Below are 16952 nucleotides of genomic sequence, written 5' to 3' on the forward strand. Positions count from 1 at the left end.
CGACTCCGGCGCCTTCCTGAATCGAAGTAAGAGCTTAGTAGAGAACGACGGAGCGGATGCTCTCGCCCGAATGCATCAGCTCGAAGCCCTTGTTGATGTCCTCGAGCGGCATGGTGTGGGTGATCATCGGATCGATCTCGATCTTGCCCTCCATGTACCAGTCGACGATCTTCGGAACATCGGTGCGGCCGCGCGCGCCGCCAAAGGCGGTGCCCATCCAGGTGCGGCCGGTGACGAGCTGGAACGGACGCGTCGAGATTTCCTGGCCGGCGCCGGCAACGCCGATGACGACCGACTTGCCCCAGCCGCGATGCGAGGCTTCGAGCGCCTGGCGCATCACCTTGGTGTTGCCGGTGCAGTCGAAGGTGTAGTCGGCGCCGCCGATCTGGTCGGCGCCGCGCTTCGTCATGTTGACGAGGTAGGGCACGATGTCGTCGCCGACTTCCTTCGGGTTGACGAAGTGGGTCATGCCGAAGCGCTCGCCCCAGGCCTTCTTGTCGTTGTTGAGGTCGACGCCGATGATCATGTCGGCGCCGGCAAGACGCAGGCCCTGGATGACGTTGAGGCCGATGCCGCCGAGACCGAAGACGATCGCGGTCGCACCCATCTCCACCTGCGCGGTGTTGATGACGGCGCCGATGCCGGTCGTCACGCCGCAGCCGATGTAGCAGATCTTGTCGAAGGGCGCGTCCGGATTGACCTTGGCGACCGCAATCTCCGGCAGGACCGTGTAGTTGGCGAAGGTCGAGCAGCCCATGTAGTGGTGGATCTTGTCCTTGCCGATCGAGAAGCGCGAGGTGCCGTCCGGCATCAGGCCTTGGCCTTGCGTCGAGCGGATCGCGGTGCAGAGATTGGTCTTGCGCGACAGACAGGACGGGCAGGAGCGGCATTCCGGCGTGTAGAGCGGAATGACGTGGTCGCCCTTCTTCACCGAGGTGACGCCCGGGCCGACGTCGACGACGATGCCGGCGCCCTCATGGCCGAGAATGGCCGGGAACAGGCCCTCCGGATCGGCGCCCGACAGCGTGAAATCGTCGGTGTGGCAGATCCCGGTGGCCTTGACCTCGATCAGCACTTCGCCGGCCCGCGGGCCTTCGAGCTGAACCGTCATGACCTCGAGCGGCTTGCCTGCCTGAACGGCAACGGCGGCGCGTACATCCATCTATTTTCTCCTTGGACTGAAATGACTGCGGGCCGCCAGGACGGCGGCCCGCAGGAATCACAATAGGTTATCGAATGTTCTGTTGAACGCGATTGAGTTCCATCTCAAGAGCGGCAATGGCCTTGCCGGTCTGTTCGTGCAGCTTCTTGACGAGAGCGAGCTGCTCGCGCAGGCCGTCCTTCTCGTCGTCGACGTCGGCATCCGGCGCGCGGCCGAGCCCGGCGATCAGCCAGGCCGGGGTGACGCCGAGCACGCCTGCGAGCATGAACAGCCGGTTCGTCCGCGGCTCGGCCCGGTCCCGTTCCCAGGCGGCGATCGTTTCCGTGCGTACGCCGAGCTGGTCGGCCAGTTCCTTGGCGCTGAGATTGGCGGCGTCGCGCGCCCTCCAGATGCGTCCTCCCAGCGTATCCCCGTCGCTGGTGTCGCGCAGGCGGGCAATCATCGTTTCGGTGGACAAGCGCATGGATATCTCCTTTGCCACGGTCACGTTCAAAGGTCCCGGATCTCTGAGGCAGAACGCCGACTATGAGACCCGGGGCGGAAGATTGTCCTGAGCTTATAGGCATTTGGGCGGCGAGGGACCACCCGAAGCGCCAAAAACACCGTCAATTGCGGCTAGGGCGCGGATAGTTCCTTGCCCGTCATAACCTCGGCCGTTGAAAACCAAGGCATTGGTTCTAATGTGCGGCGGCCAGAGGAGCTTGCCTTATGACCGACGCCCGGACCGCGACCACCGAACACGCCGACACGGTGATGCAGGGCGTCGCCATCATGCTTTTTGCCATGGTCATCCTGCCCGGCATGGATGTGATCGCGAAATACATGGCCGTCTATGAAGGCATGTCGCCCGGCCAGGTGACTTTCTATCGCTTCTTCTTCCAGCTTGTGGCGACGTTGCCGCTGCTGCTTGGAGCCGGCGGCCTGCAGGCGCTGAAGCCGAAGCGCCCCTGGGCCAATCTGTTGCGCGGGGTGCTGCTCGCGACCGCGGCCTTGTTCTTCTTCATTTCGGTAAAGTACATGCCGCTTGCCGACACCTTTGCCATCTATTTCGTCGAGCCCTTCATCCTCACCTGCCTTTCGGCCGTGTTTCTCAAGGAGAGGGTGGGCTGGCGGCGTTGGCTCGCCATTGTCGTCGGTTTCGGCGGAGCGATGATCGTCATCCAGCCGAGCTTTGCCGCGTTCGGCTTGACGGCCCTGCTGCCGGTCGCCTGCGCCTTCGTCTTTGCCTGCTACCTGCTGCTCAACCGCGCGGTCGGCACCGGCGATTCGCCGCTGACGATGCAGACGATCGCCGGCATTGGCGGCACGTTGATGATGGCGCTGGTGATCCTTGTCGGCAACGGCATGGGCAGTGCCGACTTCGTGCCGTCGCTGCCGAAATCGCCGCTCGGATGGACACTGGTGATCGTGCTCGGCGCGCTCTCCGGCTACGGCCATCTGCTGGTCGTCAAAGCCTTCCGGGCGGCACCCGTCTCGCTGCTGGCGCCGTTCCACTACTTCGAGATCGTTACGGCAACGGTGCTCGGTTATCTCATCTTCGGAGATTTTCCGTCGCTCTCGAAATGGCTCGGCATCGCCATCATCGTCGGCTCGGGTCTCTTCATCATCTGGCGCGAGCGACAGGCGGGGCGGCGGGCGGCAAACTGAGCCGCTTACGCCGCGTCGTTCGTCGTCGGCCCGAATACCGTCTCGAAGGCTTCGCGCAGGCGGATGTCCACGTCGGGCATCATCACCGGCAGGCCGAGATCGACGAGGCTGGTGACGCCGTAGCCGCGAATGCCGCAGGGCACGATGCCGCCGAAATGGTCGAGATCCGGATCGACGTTCAGCGCAAAGCCGTGGAAGCTCACCCACTTGCGCAGGCGGATGCCGATCGCGGCAATCTTGTCTTCCGACATGGAGCCGTCGGGCAAAGCGGGCTTCTCCGGACGTCGCACCCAGACGCCCACCCGGTCTTCGCGTCGCTCGCCCCGGACATTCATCGAATCGAGCGTGGCGATGACGACGCTTTCGAGTGCGGCGACGAAGGCGCGCACGTCCTGTTTGCGGCGTTTGAGATCGAGCATGACGTAGACGACACGCTGGCCGGGACCATGATAGGTGTATTCGCCGCCACGGCCGGTGGCAAAGACCGGAAACCGGTCGGGAATCACCAGATCCGCGGCATCGGCGCTGGTGCCGGCCGTGTAGAGCGGCGGGTGCTCGACCAACCAGACGAGTTCATCGGCGGTGCCTGCGGCGATCGCGGCAGCTTCCTGCTCCATGAGTTCGACGGCCTGTGGGTACTCCACCAGTTCGGAGGCGATCCGCCAGCGAACCGGAGGCGATTCCGGAGGGGCAAACATCTCCTGGCTCAGATTTTCACGCTGCATTCGTTCGGCATTCCTGTTTTTCAGAGCCTGTACATGGGATGGCGCGGGGCAAGAGTCCAGCGTTTCCGGGGCTTCCCGAACGGGGTGTTGAAATAGTTTCAGTTCCCGTCAAATTTCTGTCGTGATCCCCTTGTGCCCCCAAGGGGCTTTTGCTACATGCAGCCCCGTCGACGCAAGTCGGCCCTACCACGATGCGGTCGTGGCGGAATTGGTAGACGCGCAGCGTTGAGGTCGCTGTGGGGCAACCCGTGGAAGTTCGAGTCTTCTCGACCGCACCAAAAAAAACCCGGCTTCGGCCGGGTTTTTTGTTTTTAATCCTGTCGTTAGTCAAGGCCGGCCTGTTGGTTGGAATGGCGGCGCACGCATCCCTTCGCCTCCGGTCAACGCCAGACATCGGAAAATGGGGCGCGATGGTGTTGTCCGTCTCGCGATTCTCGAAGACGTTGCCGACGATCCCGTCGCGGCGAGAGCAGCGCTGCCGATGGCGCCGGTCGCTCGTTCGGTGGGTCCGGCAGGCGGTCGCCGAACCCGGCTTTCCCATCGCAATGCGGTCGCCTCTGGCTTCTGTCGCCATCGTTCGAATTGTCCACAGCCATCCCTTGTGCACTCAAGGGGCTTTTGCTACATGCAGCCGCGCCGACGCAAATCGGCCCTACCACGATGCGGTCGTGGCGGAATTGGTAGACGCGCAGCGTTGAGGTCGCTGTGGGGCAACCCGTGGAAGTTCGAGTCTTCTCGACCGCACCAAAAAAACCCGGCTTCGGCCGGGTTTTTTGTTTCAAATCATATGATTGTCCCTGTTGGTGCCGGTGGTCTTCCGCTGATGTTGCCATGCCCTCCGGCAATCCCGATTTTGCGCGCCTTGGGCCCGGATGGCTGGAAATCCACCATTTCAGCTGAGCGGCGGAAAATGGCTTGGGCGGTCCTTTGGTGTTAAGGTCTGGTTGGCGGTCCCAGGTGAAGGTGGGCCGGAACCGGCGCGCTTGCCCAATCAGGCTGGCACGACCGCCGCGAATGGAGAGGCCTTGCTTGTGCGGGAGGTTCCTTTGGTCGGCGATCTCAAGACTGCTGCTGATGCAATCCTCAAGGCCGTGGTCAACTCCGCCGATGGCGTGCCCGGCGTCGTCGCGATCGCCACGGATCGACGCGGAAATATCTACGATGGTGCGGCGGGCAAGCGCGTTCTGGCTGGCCCGACGGATATGACCGTCGACAGCGTCTTTGCGATCTTCTCGATGACTAAGGCGATCACCGCGACGGCCTGCCTGCAATTGCTCGAAGAGGGTAGGCTCGACCTCGACGCTCCAGCCAGGCAATACGTACCCGAAATAGGCAAGCTGCAGGTGATCGAGGGTTTTGATTCCGCAGGGAGCCCGAAGTTCCGCCCGCCCAGACGGGACATCACCACACGCATGCTGCTCCTGCACACGGCCGGACTGGGCTATGATTTTTTTAACGAGACCTATGCCAGGTTGGCCCGGCAACACGGGCAGCCGAGCGTGATCACGGCATCCTACGCCTCCATCCGGACGCCCTTGCTCTTCGATCCGGGCGATGACTGGGAGTACGGGAGCAACCTGGACTGGGTCGGGCAGGTCGTGGAGGGCATCACCGGCAAGCGGCTTGCAGCCGTGATGACGGAGCGAATACTCCAACCGCTTGGCATGGAGGACACCGGCTTTGCAATGACCGCATCCATGGCCTCGCGCCTGGTCACCCTGCATCAAAGGGACGATGCTGGACGTCTGCTGCCGCTGCCTGATTTCAGGCTGCCGCAAAATCCGGAGGTCCAGATGGGCGGGCATGGTCTCTATTCGACGGCTGTCGACTACGCCAAGTTCATCCGCATGTGGCTCAATGATGGAATGTCGCCCGGTGGGCGCGTGCTGAAGGCCGAAACCGTCGAAATGGCGGAAAGGAACGGTCTTGGAGACAGGAAGATCAAGAAGCTTCCGGGGTGATACCAAGCCTTTCGCACGATGCCGAATTTTTCCCCGGCATGCCGAAATCCTGGGGGCTTAGCTTCATGATCAACGATGAGGTGGCGCCCACAGGTCGAGCGGCCGGTGCGCTGGCGTGGGCGGGGCTCGCCAATCTCTATTACTGGATAGACCGACAAAGTGGTGTCGGCGGTCTATGGGCGACGCAGATATTCCCCTTTGCCGATCCCGCTTCGATTGGCGGATATCTCGACTTCGAAACGGCAGTTTACGCGACGCTTCCGAAGCAATCGGCCGGAACTGCATAGCGGTGCACGGGGCGATCGTGTCGCCACACCCGTGCACCGCGCAGAGGCTCGTCAGCTGTTGCCGGCCGGTCCGCTCTGGTCCATGCGGCGGCGGACAAGTTTGTAGGTGCGATCGGGCTGAACCTCGTAGGTTTCGTAGACCATCTGGCCCTCATGCATGAATCGGTTCTGGATCATGGCGCCCGGTGCGGCCTGTGTCTTTCTGTTGGCTGCGTTCTCGCCGTAGGTGAGGCTCTGGGGCAGGGGTTCCAGGCTCTGCTGGGCGCTGTTGCAGCCGGTAAGCGCGAGTAGGCCGATGACGGCGATATAGGTCGGTTTCATTTTTCGGTCCTTGGTGGCTGTGACGTGATGTTGCGAGCGTGGAGCGGGCGCGCTAGCCGCGGGCGCGTTCCCTGGTCAGCTTTTCGAACTTCTTGATGGCGCGATCGCGCTTCAGGCGCGAGAGCCGTTGTGTCCAGAAGATGCCGTCGAGCTGGTCGATTTCGTGCTGCAGGCAGATCGCCATGAAGCCGTCGGCTTCCTCCTCGATCGTTTCGCCGGCAAGTGTCTGGTAACGGACGCGAACGGCGTTCGGCCGCTCGACCTCTTCCAGGATGCCCGGCATCGAGACGCTGCCTTCCGTGTGCGTCATCGTCTGGTCGCCATGCCAGACGACTTCCGGATTGACGAAGGTCCTGGCGCCGCTTTCGCGATCGAGCTCGATCACCGTCACGCGCTCCAGGATGCCGATATGCGGCGCCGTGATGCCGACGCCGGGGGCGGCCCGCATCGTGTCGAGAAGGTCGGTCGCCAGCGCCTCAAGCGCCGCGTCGAAACGGGTGACCGTCTCCGCCTTCCTCGTCAGCAACGGATTGGGAAAGCGGACAATGGGGCGAATGGCCATCAGATCTTCCTTGGCGGCGCGAATGGGTGTTGCACCTCCGTTATCGTGACTGAAGTGCTAGCCGATCGCGCGATCGATGTCGACTGTGTCGAGATGCAGCCGTTTTTTCATGTATTTGCAACAGCTTGAATAAATCTGTTGTTGCGGCGCTCCGGGTGGTATCTGTGCTGTGGACCTCGGCAGGGCTTTGCGCTAGCAGGCTGTAGGTCCATGTTCTCGCTGAGCGCGGCGGACAGGTCCGGGCAACCGTCAGTGACGCATTCTTTCCGGCGCGCGAGGTGAACGGCCGGGAAGCAACCAATCGTTTCGAGGGCGCGCATGAGCAATACTGGGGACGACGACCGCGGCACAGAAGACGTCAAGGCCTTTGACGGATCGGACATTTATGCCGACGACGGATCCGTCCGCTCCGATTTTCTCATGCATGTCGGCGCGGCGATCGCCGATCGCGATACGATCTATCTGCGCCAGCACGTTGCCCATCTGCATTCTTCTGAAATGGGCGACCTGCTCGAGGCGATCCAGCCCGATCAACGCCTTGCGCTCGTCTCGCTGCTTGGCAAGGAATTCGACCTTTCGGCGCTGACCGAAGTCGACGAGGCGATCCGCCTCGATATCGTCGAGCACATGCCGAATGAGCAGATCGCCGAAGCCATCGGCGAGATGGATTCGGACGACGCCGTCTACATTCTGGAAGACCTCGACCAGCAAGACCAGGACGAGATCCTGGCGAAACTGCCGTTTACCGAGCGGGTTCGCCTTCGTCGCTCGCTGGATTACCCCGAGAGCACGGCCGGCCGGCGCATGCAGACCGAGTTCGTGGCGGTGCCGCCGTTCTGGACCGTCGGCCAGACGATCGACTACATGCGCGAAGATGAAGATCTGCCGGAGAGTTTTACGCAGATCTTCGTGATCGATCCGACCTTCAAGCTGCTCGGTGCGATGGACCTCGACCGCATTCTGCGAACCAAACGCTCGGTCAAGGTCGATGCGATCATGCACGACACGAGCCACGCCATTCCAGCGGAGATGGACCAGGAAGAGGCGGCGCAGCTTTTTGAACAGTACGACCTGCTTTCCGCCGCCGTGGTCGACGACAACGGCAGGCTGGTCGGCGTGCTTACCATCGATGACGTCGTCGACGTCATTCAGGAGGAGGCGGAAGAGGACCTGTTGCGCCTGAGCGGCGTCGGCGACGAAGAATTGTCGGACTCGGTGGCGGAAGCGTCGCGCTCGCGCGTGCCCTGGCTGTTCATCAATTCGATGACCGCCTGCATTTCCGCCTCGGTCATCGGTCTCTTTGATGCGACGATTCAGCAGATCGTCGCCCTTGCCATCCTGATGCCGATCGTTGCCGGCATGGGCGGCAATGCCGGCTCGCAGACAATGACGGTTACCGTGCGCGCACTTGCAACGCGCGGCCTCGACATTCACAACGCGCCGCGCATCATACGGCGCGAGGCGGGTGTCGGATTGCTCAACGGCATGATCTTCGGCACGCTGATCGGGCTGCTCGCCGGTCTCTGGTTTCAGGATCCGAACATCGGCGGCATCATCGCCACGGCCATGCTGATCAACATGATGGCCGCGGCCCTTGGCGGCATCCTCGTGCCGCTCTGCCTCGACCGCTTCGGCGCCGACCCCGCCGTCTCTTCCGCCGTCTTCGTGACGGCCATCACCGATATCACCGGCTTCTTCAGTTTCCTCGGCATTGCCACCTGGTGGTTCCACGTCACGTAACGTGGCGCGTTGTTTGACTTTTACGTCAAGGTCAACGATAGTGCATACGCAGGAACACATGGAATGGCAGCGTGAATAAATACTATAGCATCACCGAATTGACGCGGGAATTCGGCATTTCCACCCGAACGCTGCGCTTCTATGAGGACGAGGGCCTCATCCACCCGGAGCGCCGTGGACGCACGCGCCTGTTCCGGCCGGCCGATCGCCGCCTCATTCAGGAAATTCTGCGCGGACGGCGCATCGGCTTCACCATCGCCGAGATCCGTGAAATCATCCAGGTCTACAAGGACCCGCCCGGCGAACTCGGCCAGCTTCAGTTGCTGATGTCGCGCGTCGAGGAAAAGCGCGAAGAGCTGCGCCAGAAGCGCAAGGACATCGACGATACGCTGACGGAACTCGACAATGTCGAGGAGGCATGCCTGACGCGTCTGGCCGAGATCGGCGTCGGCACCTGAAGGGCCGCTGGCTTATCGCCGGAAATTTTAAAGGGTAGCGTTCGCGCTGCCCTTTTTGCTGCGCGTATCCGAGGCGGCGTTCAGATCCAGCGGCTCGTGTGCCGGCAGTAGCGCTCGAACTCGAAGCCGAAGCGCGACAGCAGGTGCCGCTCTTCGTTGCGGATGGCAAACAGCGTCGTCAGCATCACGGCCGCGATCGCCGTGATGAAGAACCAGGGATTGAGCGTTGCCAGGCCAAAACCGATCATCATCAGGGTGTAGCCGAGATAGATCGGGTTGCGGGTGAAGCGGAACGGGCCGTAGGTGACGAGGCAGGTTGCCGACCGATAGGGCATGACGGCGGTATGGCGGTCGAGCAGAGTCTTGACGGCCCAGAGATCCAGCCAGATGGCGGCGACGATCAGAATGCCGCCGCTGATCCAGGGAAACCAGCCGTGGCCGTGGGCGACCGGAATGGGAAAGTGTCGCGCCAGCATGAGCGCCGCAAGCGTGGCGACCCCGAAGAGAAGGGCCGGCCATGGGAAGTTCAGCGGCTTGGCACGATAGGCATTCATGTCCTAGTCCCCTGATTGCACGTTCATTGTGCATTGCTGCGCGATTCGCGCAATGCGTTCATCGGTGCTGACGTTGATCTCTCCCCTGTTCAGGCTGTCGAACAGGTTCTGTTCCACCAGGCGGTCGAGCGTGCAGCCGCAGAAGCTGTCGCACGGCACGGCCGGATTTCCCTGGTTGCAGGCTGCCACGCAATTGCTGCGGTACGCCTCCTTGGGATCCGGCAATGTCGGCGGTGAGATCAGCGAGAAGAGATAGACCAGTCCGATGAGCACGGGCTGGTGAATGAGGTATATGGCCAGACTGTGACGGCCGCCGAAGACAAGCGGCGTCGTCCACAGGCGGCCTTTGCCCTCTTTGGATGGCCGGCCCGCGAGCGCGGTGACGAGCCGCGCATGGAAGAGCTTGGCCGCACCGAGACCGAGCAGGAACGGCCCGAGCCATGGCAGCAGCGGCACGTAGTCGTTGGACCGCGGCAGCGTCTCGGACAACCCGACCCACCAGAGCCAGGGCGCATCGAAGATCGGCGAGCGCAGGTAGAAGGGGGCTGCGATGGCAGCCGCGGCTGCGACGAAGGAAACGACGGCCGGAAGCCTGAGGAAAAGGAGACCGACCAGGCTTGCCGCGGCGATCGAATGCAGGATGCCGAAGAAGATGAAGGTGCCCGGGAAGGCGAAATAGGTGGCAATCGTGATCAGCGCGGCGGCGCCGGCGATCTTGGCGAAACGGCGCAGGAACGCGTCGAACCGGATCCTCGGCCATTGCCCAAGCACGAGGCTGTAGCCTGCAAGAAACAGGAAGCTGCTGGCAATGAGACGGGCAAAGATCTTCCAGCCGCCGGTGCCGGCCGTGCCTGCTGCGACATAGCCGAAGAACTCGAGGTCCCAGACGAAGTGGTAGAGCGCCATCGCCAAAAGCGCGAGGCCCCGTGCGACATCGATGAAAGCGAGCCGTCCTCGCTGCCGCGCGGGCGGGGTCTCAGTTGCCGGGGAGGTCACGGTGATATCGGACATGGGCATTCGCCATCCTGTTGGCGTGAGGAAGAGTGACAGGCCATGCTTGCGCCAGGCGAGCGTCGTCGGTGGGGTGAGCGTTGTGCGGGTGCGGGTTGGTCTCGTCCAGAGCGTCAGCCGCGCGTTTCGTCAGGGCGTGGCGTCCTGCAACAGCGCTGAGCGTGCCTCCGAGAAGAACTGCCGGCGGGTCAAGACGAAGATGACGAAGACGGTAAGTCCGACGAACACATAGGGACTGATAAACCAGCCGAGATAGCCGATCGACAGGAAGATCGCCCTCAGACCGGCATTGAAATGCTTGGCGGCGAGCACGTTCATGCGGATCGCCCGCTCGGCCGCCTTCTCCGCGGCCTTCGGGTCGCGCTGCATGTCTGCGGTCATCGGAATGCCGCCCATCAGGATCGAGCAGTAATTGAACAACCGGTAGGACCAGCCGAACTTGAAGAAGGAATAGCCGAAGAGGCAGGTGAGGCCTCCGACTTTGAGCTCGAACGCCGTCCGCCCGCCGTGGAAGACATAGGGCATGTCGGCAAAGATCATCTGCACCTGTTCGGTCGCGCCGAGCAGCGCGAAGCAGCCGCCGAGCGCGAAGATCGTCGTCGAGGCGAAGAAGGCGGTGCCGGCCTGTAGGCCGGCGATGATCTGCGTGTCGATCATTTTCAGGTCGCGGTTCAGCGAATTGCGGATCCAGCGGCCGCGATGCTCGTTCATGAGGCGGGTGAGACTCACCCGCTTGAAGCCGCGTGTGCCATCGGTCGCCCAGCTGAAGCCGGCCCAAAGCAGGATAAACACGACAAGCGCTATGTAATCTTCGAAGGTCATACACGTGTTTTTGGCATGGCTTCTGGAAATTGCAAGGTGGCCGGGACGGCGTCGGAATCGGCAGCGCGTCAACTACTGTGATGAAATTGCGGCGGAATTTCTCTTCACTCCTTCCGGGGAATTGAGGGGTTTTCACCAGGATCCTGCGGAGGAACGCCGAAGCCTGACACCTTTCCGCCACATTCCCCCATTGCGCATTTACGCTTTCTTCAATATGCATGGCCCCAGACGCGGGCGCCCACTGTGCTGCCCGCGGCCGTTGAGAGTGTTTTCGGAGACATCATGGACAATACAATTCAGAAGTCTTGCTGGGGCGTGACTGCACGCGCCGTAGCTGGTTTCGCTGGCGTTCTTGTTCTTGCTTATCTTTTCGGCGGCCTTTGATATCTAGTATCTAGACAAGTCCACTGATTGACGGCGCGGCTTCGAAAGAGCCGCGCCTTTTTTTAATCCGGTCCTTGTTCATCGCCTGACGAGAATGTCGCACGAACGGGATCGAATGTCGGTTGACCGCCTGAGCCCTTGCCCTGGGATCGCTTAGGCTTCGTTCCTATATCTGCTTAAAGGATTTCCTTAAATCGGCACCGATCTGAGGATAAAATCGTAGAGCAGATGTGAGGATATCACTGCGGTTCGCATAGACCGTGAAGCGTGATATCGAGGCAAATCGTGAATGCGGCGTTCGAGCGTTTGTGCCCGGACGCCGCGGGTCAGTCTCCGGGGCAGGCAGCTTATGTTTCTTTCCGTCTTCGACGTGTTCAAGATTGGTATCGGGCCTTCGAGCTCGCATACGATGGGGCCGATGTCGGCCGCCAATCGCTTTCTCGATCTCATCCTCTCCGACGACTGGCCGCGGCCGTCCCATGCTTCCGTCGCGGCCATCAAGGTGAGCCTGCACGGTTCGCTCGCCCACACGGGCATCGGTCACGGAACGGGCAGGGCGGTGATCCTCGGCCTCGTCGGCGAACGTCCGGATCTCGTCGATCCGGATCGCATGGATGCCCTGATCGAGGACGTCGAGCGCACGGGACGCATTACGCCGCCCGGTCATCCGTCCTATGAATTCCAGCCGAAGACAGACCTGATCTTCGACAAGAAGGTGCCGCTGCCCGGCCATGCCAACGGCATGTCCTTCTCCGCCTTCGACCGTGACGGCCGGCTGTTGCTGAAGCGCATCTACTATTCGATCGGCGGCGGCTTCGTCGTGACCGATACGGAGCTGGAGGCGATGCGCGCCTCGAAGAACAAGGCGACCGGCGTCAAGGTGCCGTTCCCGTTTTCCTCGGCACAGGAAATGCTGGACATGGCGTCGCGGTCCGGCATGACGATCGCCCAGATGAAGCGGGCAAACGAGGAGGCGACGATGTCGCCGGACGAGCTGAATGCCGGTCTCGACCGCATCTGGGGCGCCATGAGCAATTGTATCGACCGGGGCCTGAGCCAGGACGGCATCATGCCGGGCGGCCTCAAGGTCCGCCGCCGCGCGCGCTCGATCCACGACAAGCTGCAGGAAGAATGGCGCTCCAACAAGGCCAACCCGCTGCTCGCCAACGACTGGCTGAGCGTCTACGCGATGGCGGTGAACGAGGAGAATGCCGCCGGCGGCCGCGTCGTCACCTCGCCGACCAACGGCGCCGCCGGCGTCGTGCCGGCGACGATCCGCTATTACATGCACTTTCATGACGACGCCGATCAGGAAGGCATTCGCGACTATCTGCTGACGGCTGCGGCGATCGGTGGCATCATCAAGCACAACGCCTCGATTTCCGGCGCCGAGGTCGGCTGTCAGGGCGAGGTCGGTTCGGCTTCGGCGATGGCCGCCGCCGGCCTTGCCGCCGTCATGGGCGGCACGCCCGAGCAGATCGAAAATGCAGCCGAGATCGCGCTGGAGCATCACCTCGGCATGACCTGCGATCCCGTGGCCGGCCTCGTGCAGGTGCCCTGCATCGAGCGCAATGCGCTGGGCGCGGTCAAGGCGGTGACGGCGGCGTCGCTGGCGCTGAAGGGCGACGGCAAGCACTTCGTGCCGCTCGACGCCTGCATCGAGACTATGCGCCAGACCGGCGTCGACATGAACGAGAAATACAAGGAAACCTCGACAGGCGGTCTTGCGGTCAACGTCGTCGAATGTTGAGCCTGACGGGGCTGTGTGCTCCCGGAGCCCGGAAGCCTGCGTTGTGCCTGGACCGTGCTGCGGTGATTGTGGATGAACGACGTCTGGCCGCTTGACCGCAACGGCCGGACGGGTGTTGAAAAAGCCATGTCTCTTAATCTCATAAAGCTCTGCGTCGGAGCGGAATCGATCGAGGACCTGCGCGAATGGGTTTCGCGCAAGGCGATGGCGGCCATGGCTGCCGGCCTCGAGCCCCATTCCTTCCACACCACGCGCATGGTGCCGAAACGCGTGGAGGAATTGCTGGAAGGCGGTTCGCTCTATTGGGTGATCAAGGGCAGCGTGCAGGCGCGCCAACCGCTGATCGGCATCGAGACCTTCACCGACGGCGAAGGCATCGGGCGCTGCAATCTGCTATTGGGTCCGGAAGTGATCGAGACGGAACTGCAGCCGCGCCGCGCGTTCCAGGGATGGCGTTACCTGACCGCCAACGACGCTCCGCGCGACCTGGCGTCGCTGTCGGGGGGCGGTTCCGAGATGCCGCTCGAATTGCGGCGCGAACTGGCGGAACTCGGGCTTCTCTAGAACGCGCCTGCCGAGCGCATCCGACTGAATCCCTGACGATCGACGGGCTGCCGTTGCTCCTTCAAAGCGGGGGCTTCTCTGGCGCTGGTGCTGGGCGAGCGCAGCTTGCGAGGCAGTGACAGCCGTTCAGCCGGAAAAGCAAAAAGGCGGCCATGGGCCGCCTTTTGAACTTTATGAACTTTCAGGTGATCCGCATCTTCAACGGATGGCGCTGGTTTGGCGCCGTGACGTGAAGATGGATGCCGGCGCGCGGCTGGGTCGAGCGCCAGGCGCGGGCCCCATGCGTCAAGAGCATGCCGACGAGATCGCGTGTCTTGGCCTTCGATCGGTTGAGGCCGAGATCGGCGATGCGCATGGCCGCCTCGTGCAGGGGGTGCAGATTGATGCGCGACGGTTTGCCCCGTCGCCCCGGCAGCGGGGTGACACCCGGAACGTTCTCGTTCATTGCCATGATTAACCTCGTTACGCTGTACAAATCCGAGGAAGGAGGCCGGAAAACAAACACATCCGGCCGCCGAATTTCGTCGTTACTGCTGGCTCGCCCAGCAGGAGATGCCTTTCTTCTTCAAGGCCTTGCAGGCGTTGACTGCCGAATTCTGGTCGTCGAAGCCGCCGAAGCGGGCACGGTATACCTGGCCGAAGGCGACGGTGAACGGCTGCGCGTTGCGCAGCGCCTTGCCGCCCTTGTCCTTGGCGTTGCCGAGCAGCGTCATGGCCTGTTCCTTGTCCGGCGTCGCGCCGATCTGGATCACCCAACCCTGCGGCTGAGCCGGCATCGGTTCGGCCTTTGCGACTTCGGCGGGCTCGGCCTTGGCAACGGCTTCGGCCTTCTTCGGGACGGAATTGGTGATCTGCGTATCGACCATCGCCGCGGTTGCGGGCTGGCGCAGCTTCAGGCTCTGTGCGTCGAGCGTGTTGGGAACGATCTTCGGCGAAAGGACGGGATTGTCCGACGCGCGCTTGTTGCCGGCATAGGCCATCTGCACGCTGCTTGCGCTTTCACCGTTGTAACGGATGCCGGGAACGGGGCCGGTGCTGGGCAGGTTGTGGCCGCTGGCGGCTGCCGCGACGACGGGGGTCTCGGCAACAGGCGTCTCGACGACGGGGGCTGCGGCTGCAACCTGGGTCTCCTCGGCCGGAACCGGAGTCGGCTTCGTTTCTGCTATCAGGTTGCCATTACCGCGACGCGATGCGTCCGGCATGTACTTGGCGACGAGGCGGCGCATCTGCGCATCGCGGCTCGCGCCCGAAGTGCCGCCCATGACGACGGCGACGATGCTGCGGCCGTCAAGCTGTGCGGAGGTGACGAGATTGAAGCCGGAGGCGCGGGTGTAGCCGGTCTTGATACCGTCTACGCCGCGCACATTGCCGAGCAGGCGGTTGTGGTTGCCGATCGTCTGCTTGCCGAAGCGGAAGCTGCGGGTGGAAAAATAGTCGTAATACTGCGGAAAATGCTGGCGAAGCGCGAGGCCGAGACGGGCCTGGTCGCGGGCGGTCGTGCGTTGTTCCGGATTGGGCAGGCCGTTGGCGTTGCGGTAGGTCGTGCGCGTCATGCCGAGCGCGCGCGCCTTGTTGGTCATCATCCGGGCGAAGCGCTGCTCGGAGCCGCCGAGATATTCGCCAAGTGCCGTGGAGGCGTCGTTGGCCGAGCGGGTGACGAGCGAAAGGATCGCCTGTTCGACGGTGATCGACTGGCCGGCGCGAACGCCGAGCTTCGACGGCGGCTCCGCGGACGCATTTTTCGAGAAGGGAATCTGCGTGGACTTGCTGATCCGGCCGGCTTCGAGCGCCTCGAAGGTCAGGTAGAGCGTCATCATCTTGGTGAGAGACGCCGGATAGCGCAGTTCGTCGGCATCCTCGCCGTAGAGAATCTTGCCGGTCTTGGCATCGACGACGATGCCCGAATATTTGGGATTGGCGTAGGTCGATGCCGCAAAGCCAGGAAACGCAAAGGCGACCGAGGCAATGGTGCCTGCGAGGACCACCCGCCCTACCATCTTTGAAAGAGCGCCGAACGGGCGCTTCGCGAGATCAAAAAAACCGGATTGGGACACTACGCTGCTCTTTATTCTCATGTCATGGGGTTGTCCGGACGCCGCCTCCGGGAACGACCGTTCTCGAGACAGTATCGGCATAGCGTTACCAATCGGTTTATGATGAATGATTGGTTTCCGGAAAAGGACGCATTCGTACAAGGACGATTCCGGTGTAGCGCAATGGCGCGGCCGTTGCCTCGACCACATCACTTGGACGAAATCAGGGCACGATTCGGCTTTTGATGAAAGCCGCAATCGCGTCGTCGATCTCCCTCCCTTGTGGAAGCAACTTTTCGGTGAAGCGGTAGAGTACGACGAGGTCCTTGCCGACATGAATGTCGCGCTGGCAATCGGCGCTTGTCGATATGGTTTGCGTGCCGGCTTTCAGGCAGCGCACCACATAGGGCGCCTGGCCGGCTCGCTCCGCCGTATAGAAGACTTCGCCCGCGTAGCTTGAGGCGGTCTTGGTCGCATGCATCGTCAGCCCGTTCGGCCCGTCTGCCGGGGCGCCGTCGAAGACCTGCTTGTAGATCGGTTCCAGCCGGCCCGACATGTCGCGGGACATGGTGCTTTGCGAAATCTGCAGGAAGATCAGGTTTTCGGGCGCGTCGACGTCGTTGAAGAGCGCTCGGTTTTCATCGCTATAGCCTTCGAGGCCGGGCCAGGTCAGATAGATGTCGACGCGTTCGACGATCGAGGTGGCGCGTTGCGCTTCGAAGCGGATCACGTTCGCGGGCAGCCGCAGGTGATCCTGGCCGATGAAAATATCGAAAAGCTCGCTGCTCGCCGTGTGGCCGGCCAGGGCAAGGTTCTCGCCGAACCAGCGGCCGGCAAAAGCGATCGCTGCGGTCAACCCGGCAAGCAGCACGACCACTGCCGTCACCCGGTAGACGAAGCGGGGAGAGAGCAGCGGCCGGAGCTCCGGTTCGTGCGCGCTGTTGGGAGAGTTGTTCATCATGGGCCGTCCG

General features: G+C 62.5%; 16 protein-coding genes, 2 tRNA genes and 1 pseudogene. 8 read left to right on the plus strand and 11 right to left on the minus strand.

Features of this window, described 5'->3' with window-relative positions; genetic code table 11:
- Nucleotides 1–34 precede the first annotated feature (34 nt).
- Nucleotides 35–1162 carry an S-(hydroxymethyl)glutathione dehydrogenase/class III alcohol dehydrogenase gene (locus tag C1A35_RS25990; RefSeq protein WP_077967684.1) on the minus strand — a complete coding sequence of 376 codons (1128 nt, stop codon included), beginning with the start codon at nt 1160–1162 and terminating at the stop codon, nt 35–37.
- Between the two features lie 67 nt (nt 1163–1229).
- Nucleotides 1230–1625: a helix-turn-helix domain-containing protein gene (locus C1A35_RS25995; protein WP_104667148.1), complete on the minus strand. Its 396-nt coding sequence runs from the start codon at nt 1623–1625 to the stop codon at nt 1230–1232.
- A gap of 245 nt (nt 1626–1870) precedes the next feature.
- Between C1A35_RS25995 and C1A35_RS26000 the strand changes: the two genes are divergently transcribed.
- Nucleotides 1871–2809 carry a DMT family transporter gene (locus C1A35_RS26000; protein WP_234823022.1) on the plus strand — a complete coding sequence of 313 codons (939 nt, stop codon included), beginning with the start codon at nt 1871–1873 and terminating at the stop codon, nt 2807–2809.
- 5 nt (nt 2810–2814) lie between these two features.
- On the opposite strand, the gene lipB is transcribed toward C1A35_RS26000, so the two are convergent.
- A complete protein-coding gene (gene lipB / locus C1A35_RS26005) occupies nt 2815–3534 on the minus strand; it encodes a lipoyl(octanoyl) transferase LipB (protein WP_104667149.1) in 720 nt (239 codons plus the stop codon).
- Between the two features lie 193 nt (nt 3535–3727).
- On the opposite strand from lipB, the gene C1A35_RS26010 reads away from it, so the two are divergent.
- The 3 genes and pseudogenes from C1A35_RS26010 (at nt 3728) to C1A35_RS26020 (ending at nt 5782) form a co-directional block, all read left to right on the plus strand.
- Nucleotides 3728–3812: transfer RNA gene (locus C1A35_RS26010), tRNA-Leu, on the plus strand.
- A gap of 384 nt (nt 3813–4196) precedes the next feature.
- Nucleotides 4197–4281: transfer RNA gene (locus tag C1A35_RS26015), tRNA-Leu, on the plus strand.
- A gap of 299 nt (nt 4282–4580) precedes the next feature.
- Nucleotides 4581–5782 (plus strand): annotated as a pseudogene (locus C1A35_RS26020) (serine hydrolase domain-containing protein).
- Nucleotides 5783–5833: 51 nt separating this feature from the next.
- On the opposite strand, the gene C1A35_RS26025 reads toward C1A35_RS26020, so the two are convergent.
- Nucleotides 5834–6103, minus strand: coding sequence for a hypothetical protein (locus C1A35_RS26025; protein WP_104667150.1), 270 nt, complete (start codon nt 6101–6103; stop codon nt 5834–5836).
- 52 nt (nt 6104–6155) lie between these two features.
- Nucleotides 6156–6665, minus strand: coding sequence for a peptide deformylase (locus C1A35_RS26030; RefSeq protein WP_104667151.1), 510 nt, complete (start codon nt 6663–6665; stop codon nt 6156–6158).
- A 318-nt stretch (nt 6666–6983) separates the two neighbouring features.
- On the opposite strand from C1A35_RS26030, the gene mgtE reads away from it, so the two are divergent.
- Nucleotides 6984–8405 carry a magnesium transporter gene (gene mgtE / locus C1A35_RS26035; protein WP_104667152.1) on the plus strand — a complete coding sequence of 474 codons (1422 nt, stop codon included), beginning with the start codon at nt 6984–6986 and terminating at the stop codon, nt 8403–8405.
- Between the two features lie 71 nt (nt 8406–8476).
- Complete coding sequence (locus C1A35_RS26040) at nt 8477–8863, plus strand: MerR family transcriptional regulator (RefSeq protein ID WP_104667153.1); 387 nt, start codon at nt 8477–8479, stop codon at nt 8861–8863.
- An 80-nt stretch (nt 8864–8943) separates the two neighbouring features.
- On the opposite strand, the gene C1A35_RS26045 is transcribed toward C1A35_RS26040, so the two are convergent.
- The 3 genes from C1A35_RS26045 to C1A35_RS26055 all read right to left on the minus strand — a co-directional run bounded on the left by C1A35_RS26045 (nt 8944) and on the right by C1A35_RS26055 (nt 11250).
- Nucleotides 8944–9417 carry a methyltransferase family protein gene (locus C1A35_RS26045; protein ID WP_104667154.1) on the minus strand — a complete coding sequence of 158 codons (474 nt, stop codon included), beginning with the start codon at nt 9415–9417 and terminating at the stop codon, nt 8944–8946.
- Nucleotides 9418–9420: 3 nt separating this feature from the next.
- Nucleotides 9421–10434 (minus strand): DUF1624 domain-containing protein, encoded by a 1014-nt coding sequence (locus C1A35_RS26050; protein ID WP_104667155.1) that lies wholly within the window; start codon nt 10432–10434, stop codon nt 9421–9423.
- A 123-nt stretch (nt 10435–10557) separates the two neighbouring features.
- The gene (locus C1A35_RS26055) at nt 10558–11250 is read right to left on the minus strand and encodes a DUF599 domain-containing protein (RefSeq protein ID WP_104667156.1); all 693 of its coding nucleotides are present in this window, start codon (nt 11248–11250) and stop codon (nt 10558–10560) included.
- A gap of 733 nt (nt 11251–11983) precedes the next feature.
- Between C1A35_RS26055 and C1A35_RS26060 the strand changes: the two genes are divergently transcribed.
- Both C1A35_RS26060 and C1A35_RS26065 read left to right on the plus strand, forming a co-directional pair.
- Complete coding sequence (locus C1A35_RS26060) at nt 11984–13384, plus strand: L-serine ammonia-lyase (protein WP_104667157.1); 1401 nt, start codon at nt 11984–11986, stop codon at nt 13382–13384.
- 126 nt (nt 13385–13510) lie between these two features.
- Nucleotides 13511–13948, plus strand: a complete 438-nt coding sequence (locus tag C1A35_RS26065; protein WP_104667305.1) for a DUF1489 family protein — start codon at nt 13511–13513, stop codon at nt 13946–13948.
- Between the two features lie 181 nt (nt 13949–14129).
- Here the strand turns inward: C1A35_RS26065 and C1A35_RS26070 are convergent, their stop codons facing one another.
- The 3 genes from C1A35_RS26070 to C1A35_RS26080 all read right to left on the minus strand — a co-directional run bounded on the left by C1A35_RS26070 (nt 14130) and on the right by C1A35_RS26080 (nt 16942).
- Complete coding sequence (locus C1A35_RS26070) at nt 14130–14399, minus strand: hypothetical protein (RefSeq protein WP_104667158.1); 270 nt, start codon at nt 14397–14399, stop codon at nt 14130–14132.
- Nucleotides 14400–14475: 76 nt separating this feature from the next.
- A complete protein-coding gene (locus C1A35_RS26075; RefSeq protein WP_104667159.1) occupies nt 14476–16023 on the minus strand; it encodes an SPOR domain-containing protein in 1548 nt (515 codons plus the stop codon).
- A gap of 181 nt (nt 16024–16204) precedes the next feature.
- A complete protein-coding gene (locus tag C1A35_RS26080; RefSeq protein ID WP_234823023.1) occupies nt 16205–16942 on the minus strand; it encodes a hypothetical protein in 738 nt (245 codons plus the stop codon).
- Nucleotides 16943–16952 lie beyond the last annotated feature (10 nt).

Source organism: Ensifer adhaerens, from assembly GCF_002940685.1.
Classification (GTDB): domain Bacteria; phylum Pseudomonadota; class Alphaproteobacteria; order Rhizobiales; family Rhizobiaceae; genus Ensifer; species Ensifer adhaerens_E.

Bases quoted from the DNA above. Each gene is read 5' to 3' on its own strand.
- C1A35_RS25990 (WP_077967684.1), bottom strand. From the start codon at position 1,162: ATGGATGTACGCGCCGCCGTTGCCGTTCAGGCAGGCAAGCCGCTCGAG.
- C1A35_RS25995 (WP_104667148.1), bottom strand. From the start codon at position 1,625: ATGCGCTTGTCCACCGAAACGATGATTGCCCGCCTGCGCGACACCAGC.
- C1A35_RS26000 (WP_234823022.1), top strand. From the start codon at position 1,871: ATGACCGACGCCCGGACCGCGACCACCGAACACGCCGACACGGTGATG.
- lipB (WP_104667149.1), bottom strand. From the start codon at position 3,534: ATGCAGCGTGAAAATCTGAGCCAGGAGATGTTTGCCCCTCCGGAATCG.
- C1A35_RS26025 (WP_104667150.1), bottom strand. From the start codon at position 6,103: ATGAAACCGACCTATATCGCCGTCATCGGCCTACTCGCGCTTACCGGC.
- C1A35_RS26030 (WP_104667151.1), bottom strand. From the start codon at position 6,665: ATGGCCATTCGCCCCATTGTCCGCTTTCCCAATCCGTTGCTGACGAGG.
- mgtE (WP_104667152.1), top strand. From the start codon at position 6,984: ATGAGCAATACTGGGGACGACGACCGCGGCACAGAAGACGTCAAGGCC.
- C1A35_RS26045 (WP_104667154.1), bottom strand. From the start codon at position 9,417: ATGAATGCCTATCGTGCCAAGCCGCTGAACTTCCCATGGCCGGCCCTT.
- C1A35_RS26050 (WP_104667155.1), bottom strand. From the start codon at position 10,434: ATGCCCATGTCCGATATCACCGTGACCTCCCCGGCAACTGAGACCCCG.
- C1A35_RS26055 (WP_104667156.1), bottom strand. From the start codon at position 11,250: ATGACCTTCGAAGATTACATAGCGCTTGTCGTGTTTATCCTGCTTTGG.
- C1A35_RS26060 (WP_104667157.1), top strand. From the start codon at position 11,984: ATGTTTCTTTCCGTCTTCGACGTGTTCAAGATTGGTATCGGGCCTTCG.
- C1A35_RS26065 (WP_104667305.1), top strand. From the start codon at position 13,511: ATGTCTCTTAATCTCATAAAGCTCTGCGTCGGAGCGGAATCGATCGAG.
- C1A35_RS26070 (WP_104667158.1), bottom strand. From the start codon at position 14,399: ATGGCAATGAACGAGAACGTTCCGGGTGTCACCCCGCTGCCGGGGCGA.
- C1A35_RS26075 (WP_104667159.1), bottom strand. From the start codon at position 16,023: ATGAGAATAAAGAGCAGCGTAGTGTCCCAATCCGGTTTTTTTGATCTC.
- C1A35_RS26080 (WP_234823023.1), bottom strand. From the start codon at position 16,942: ATGATGAACAACTCTCCCAACAGCGCGCACGAACCGGAGCTCCGGCCG.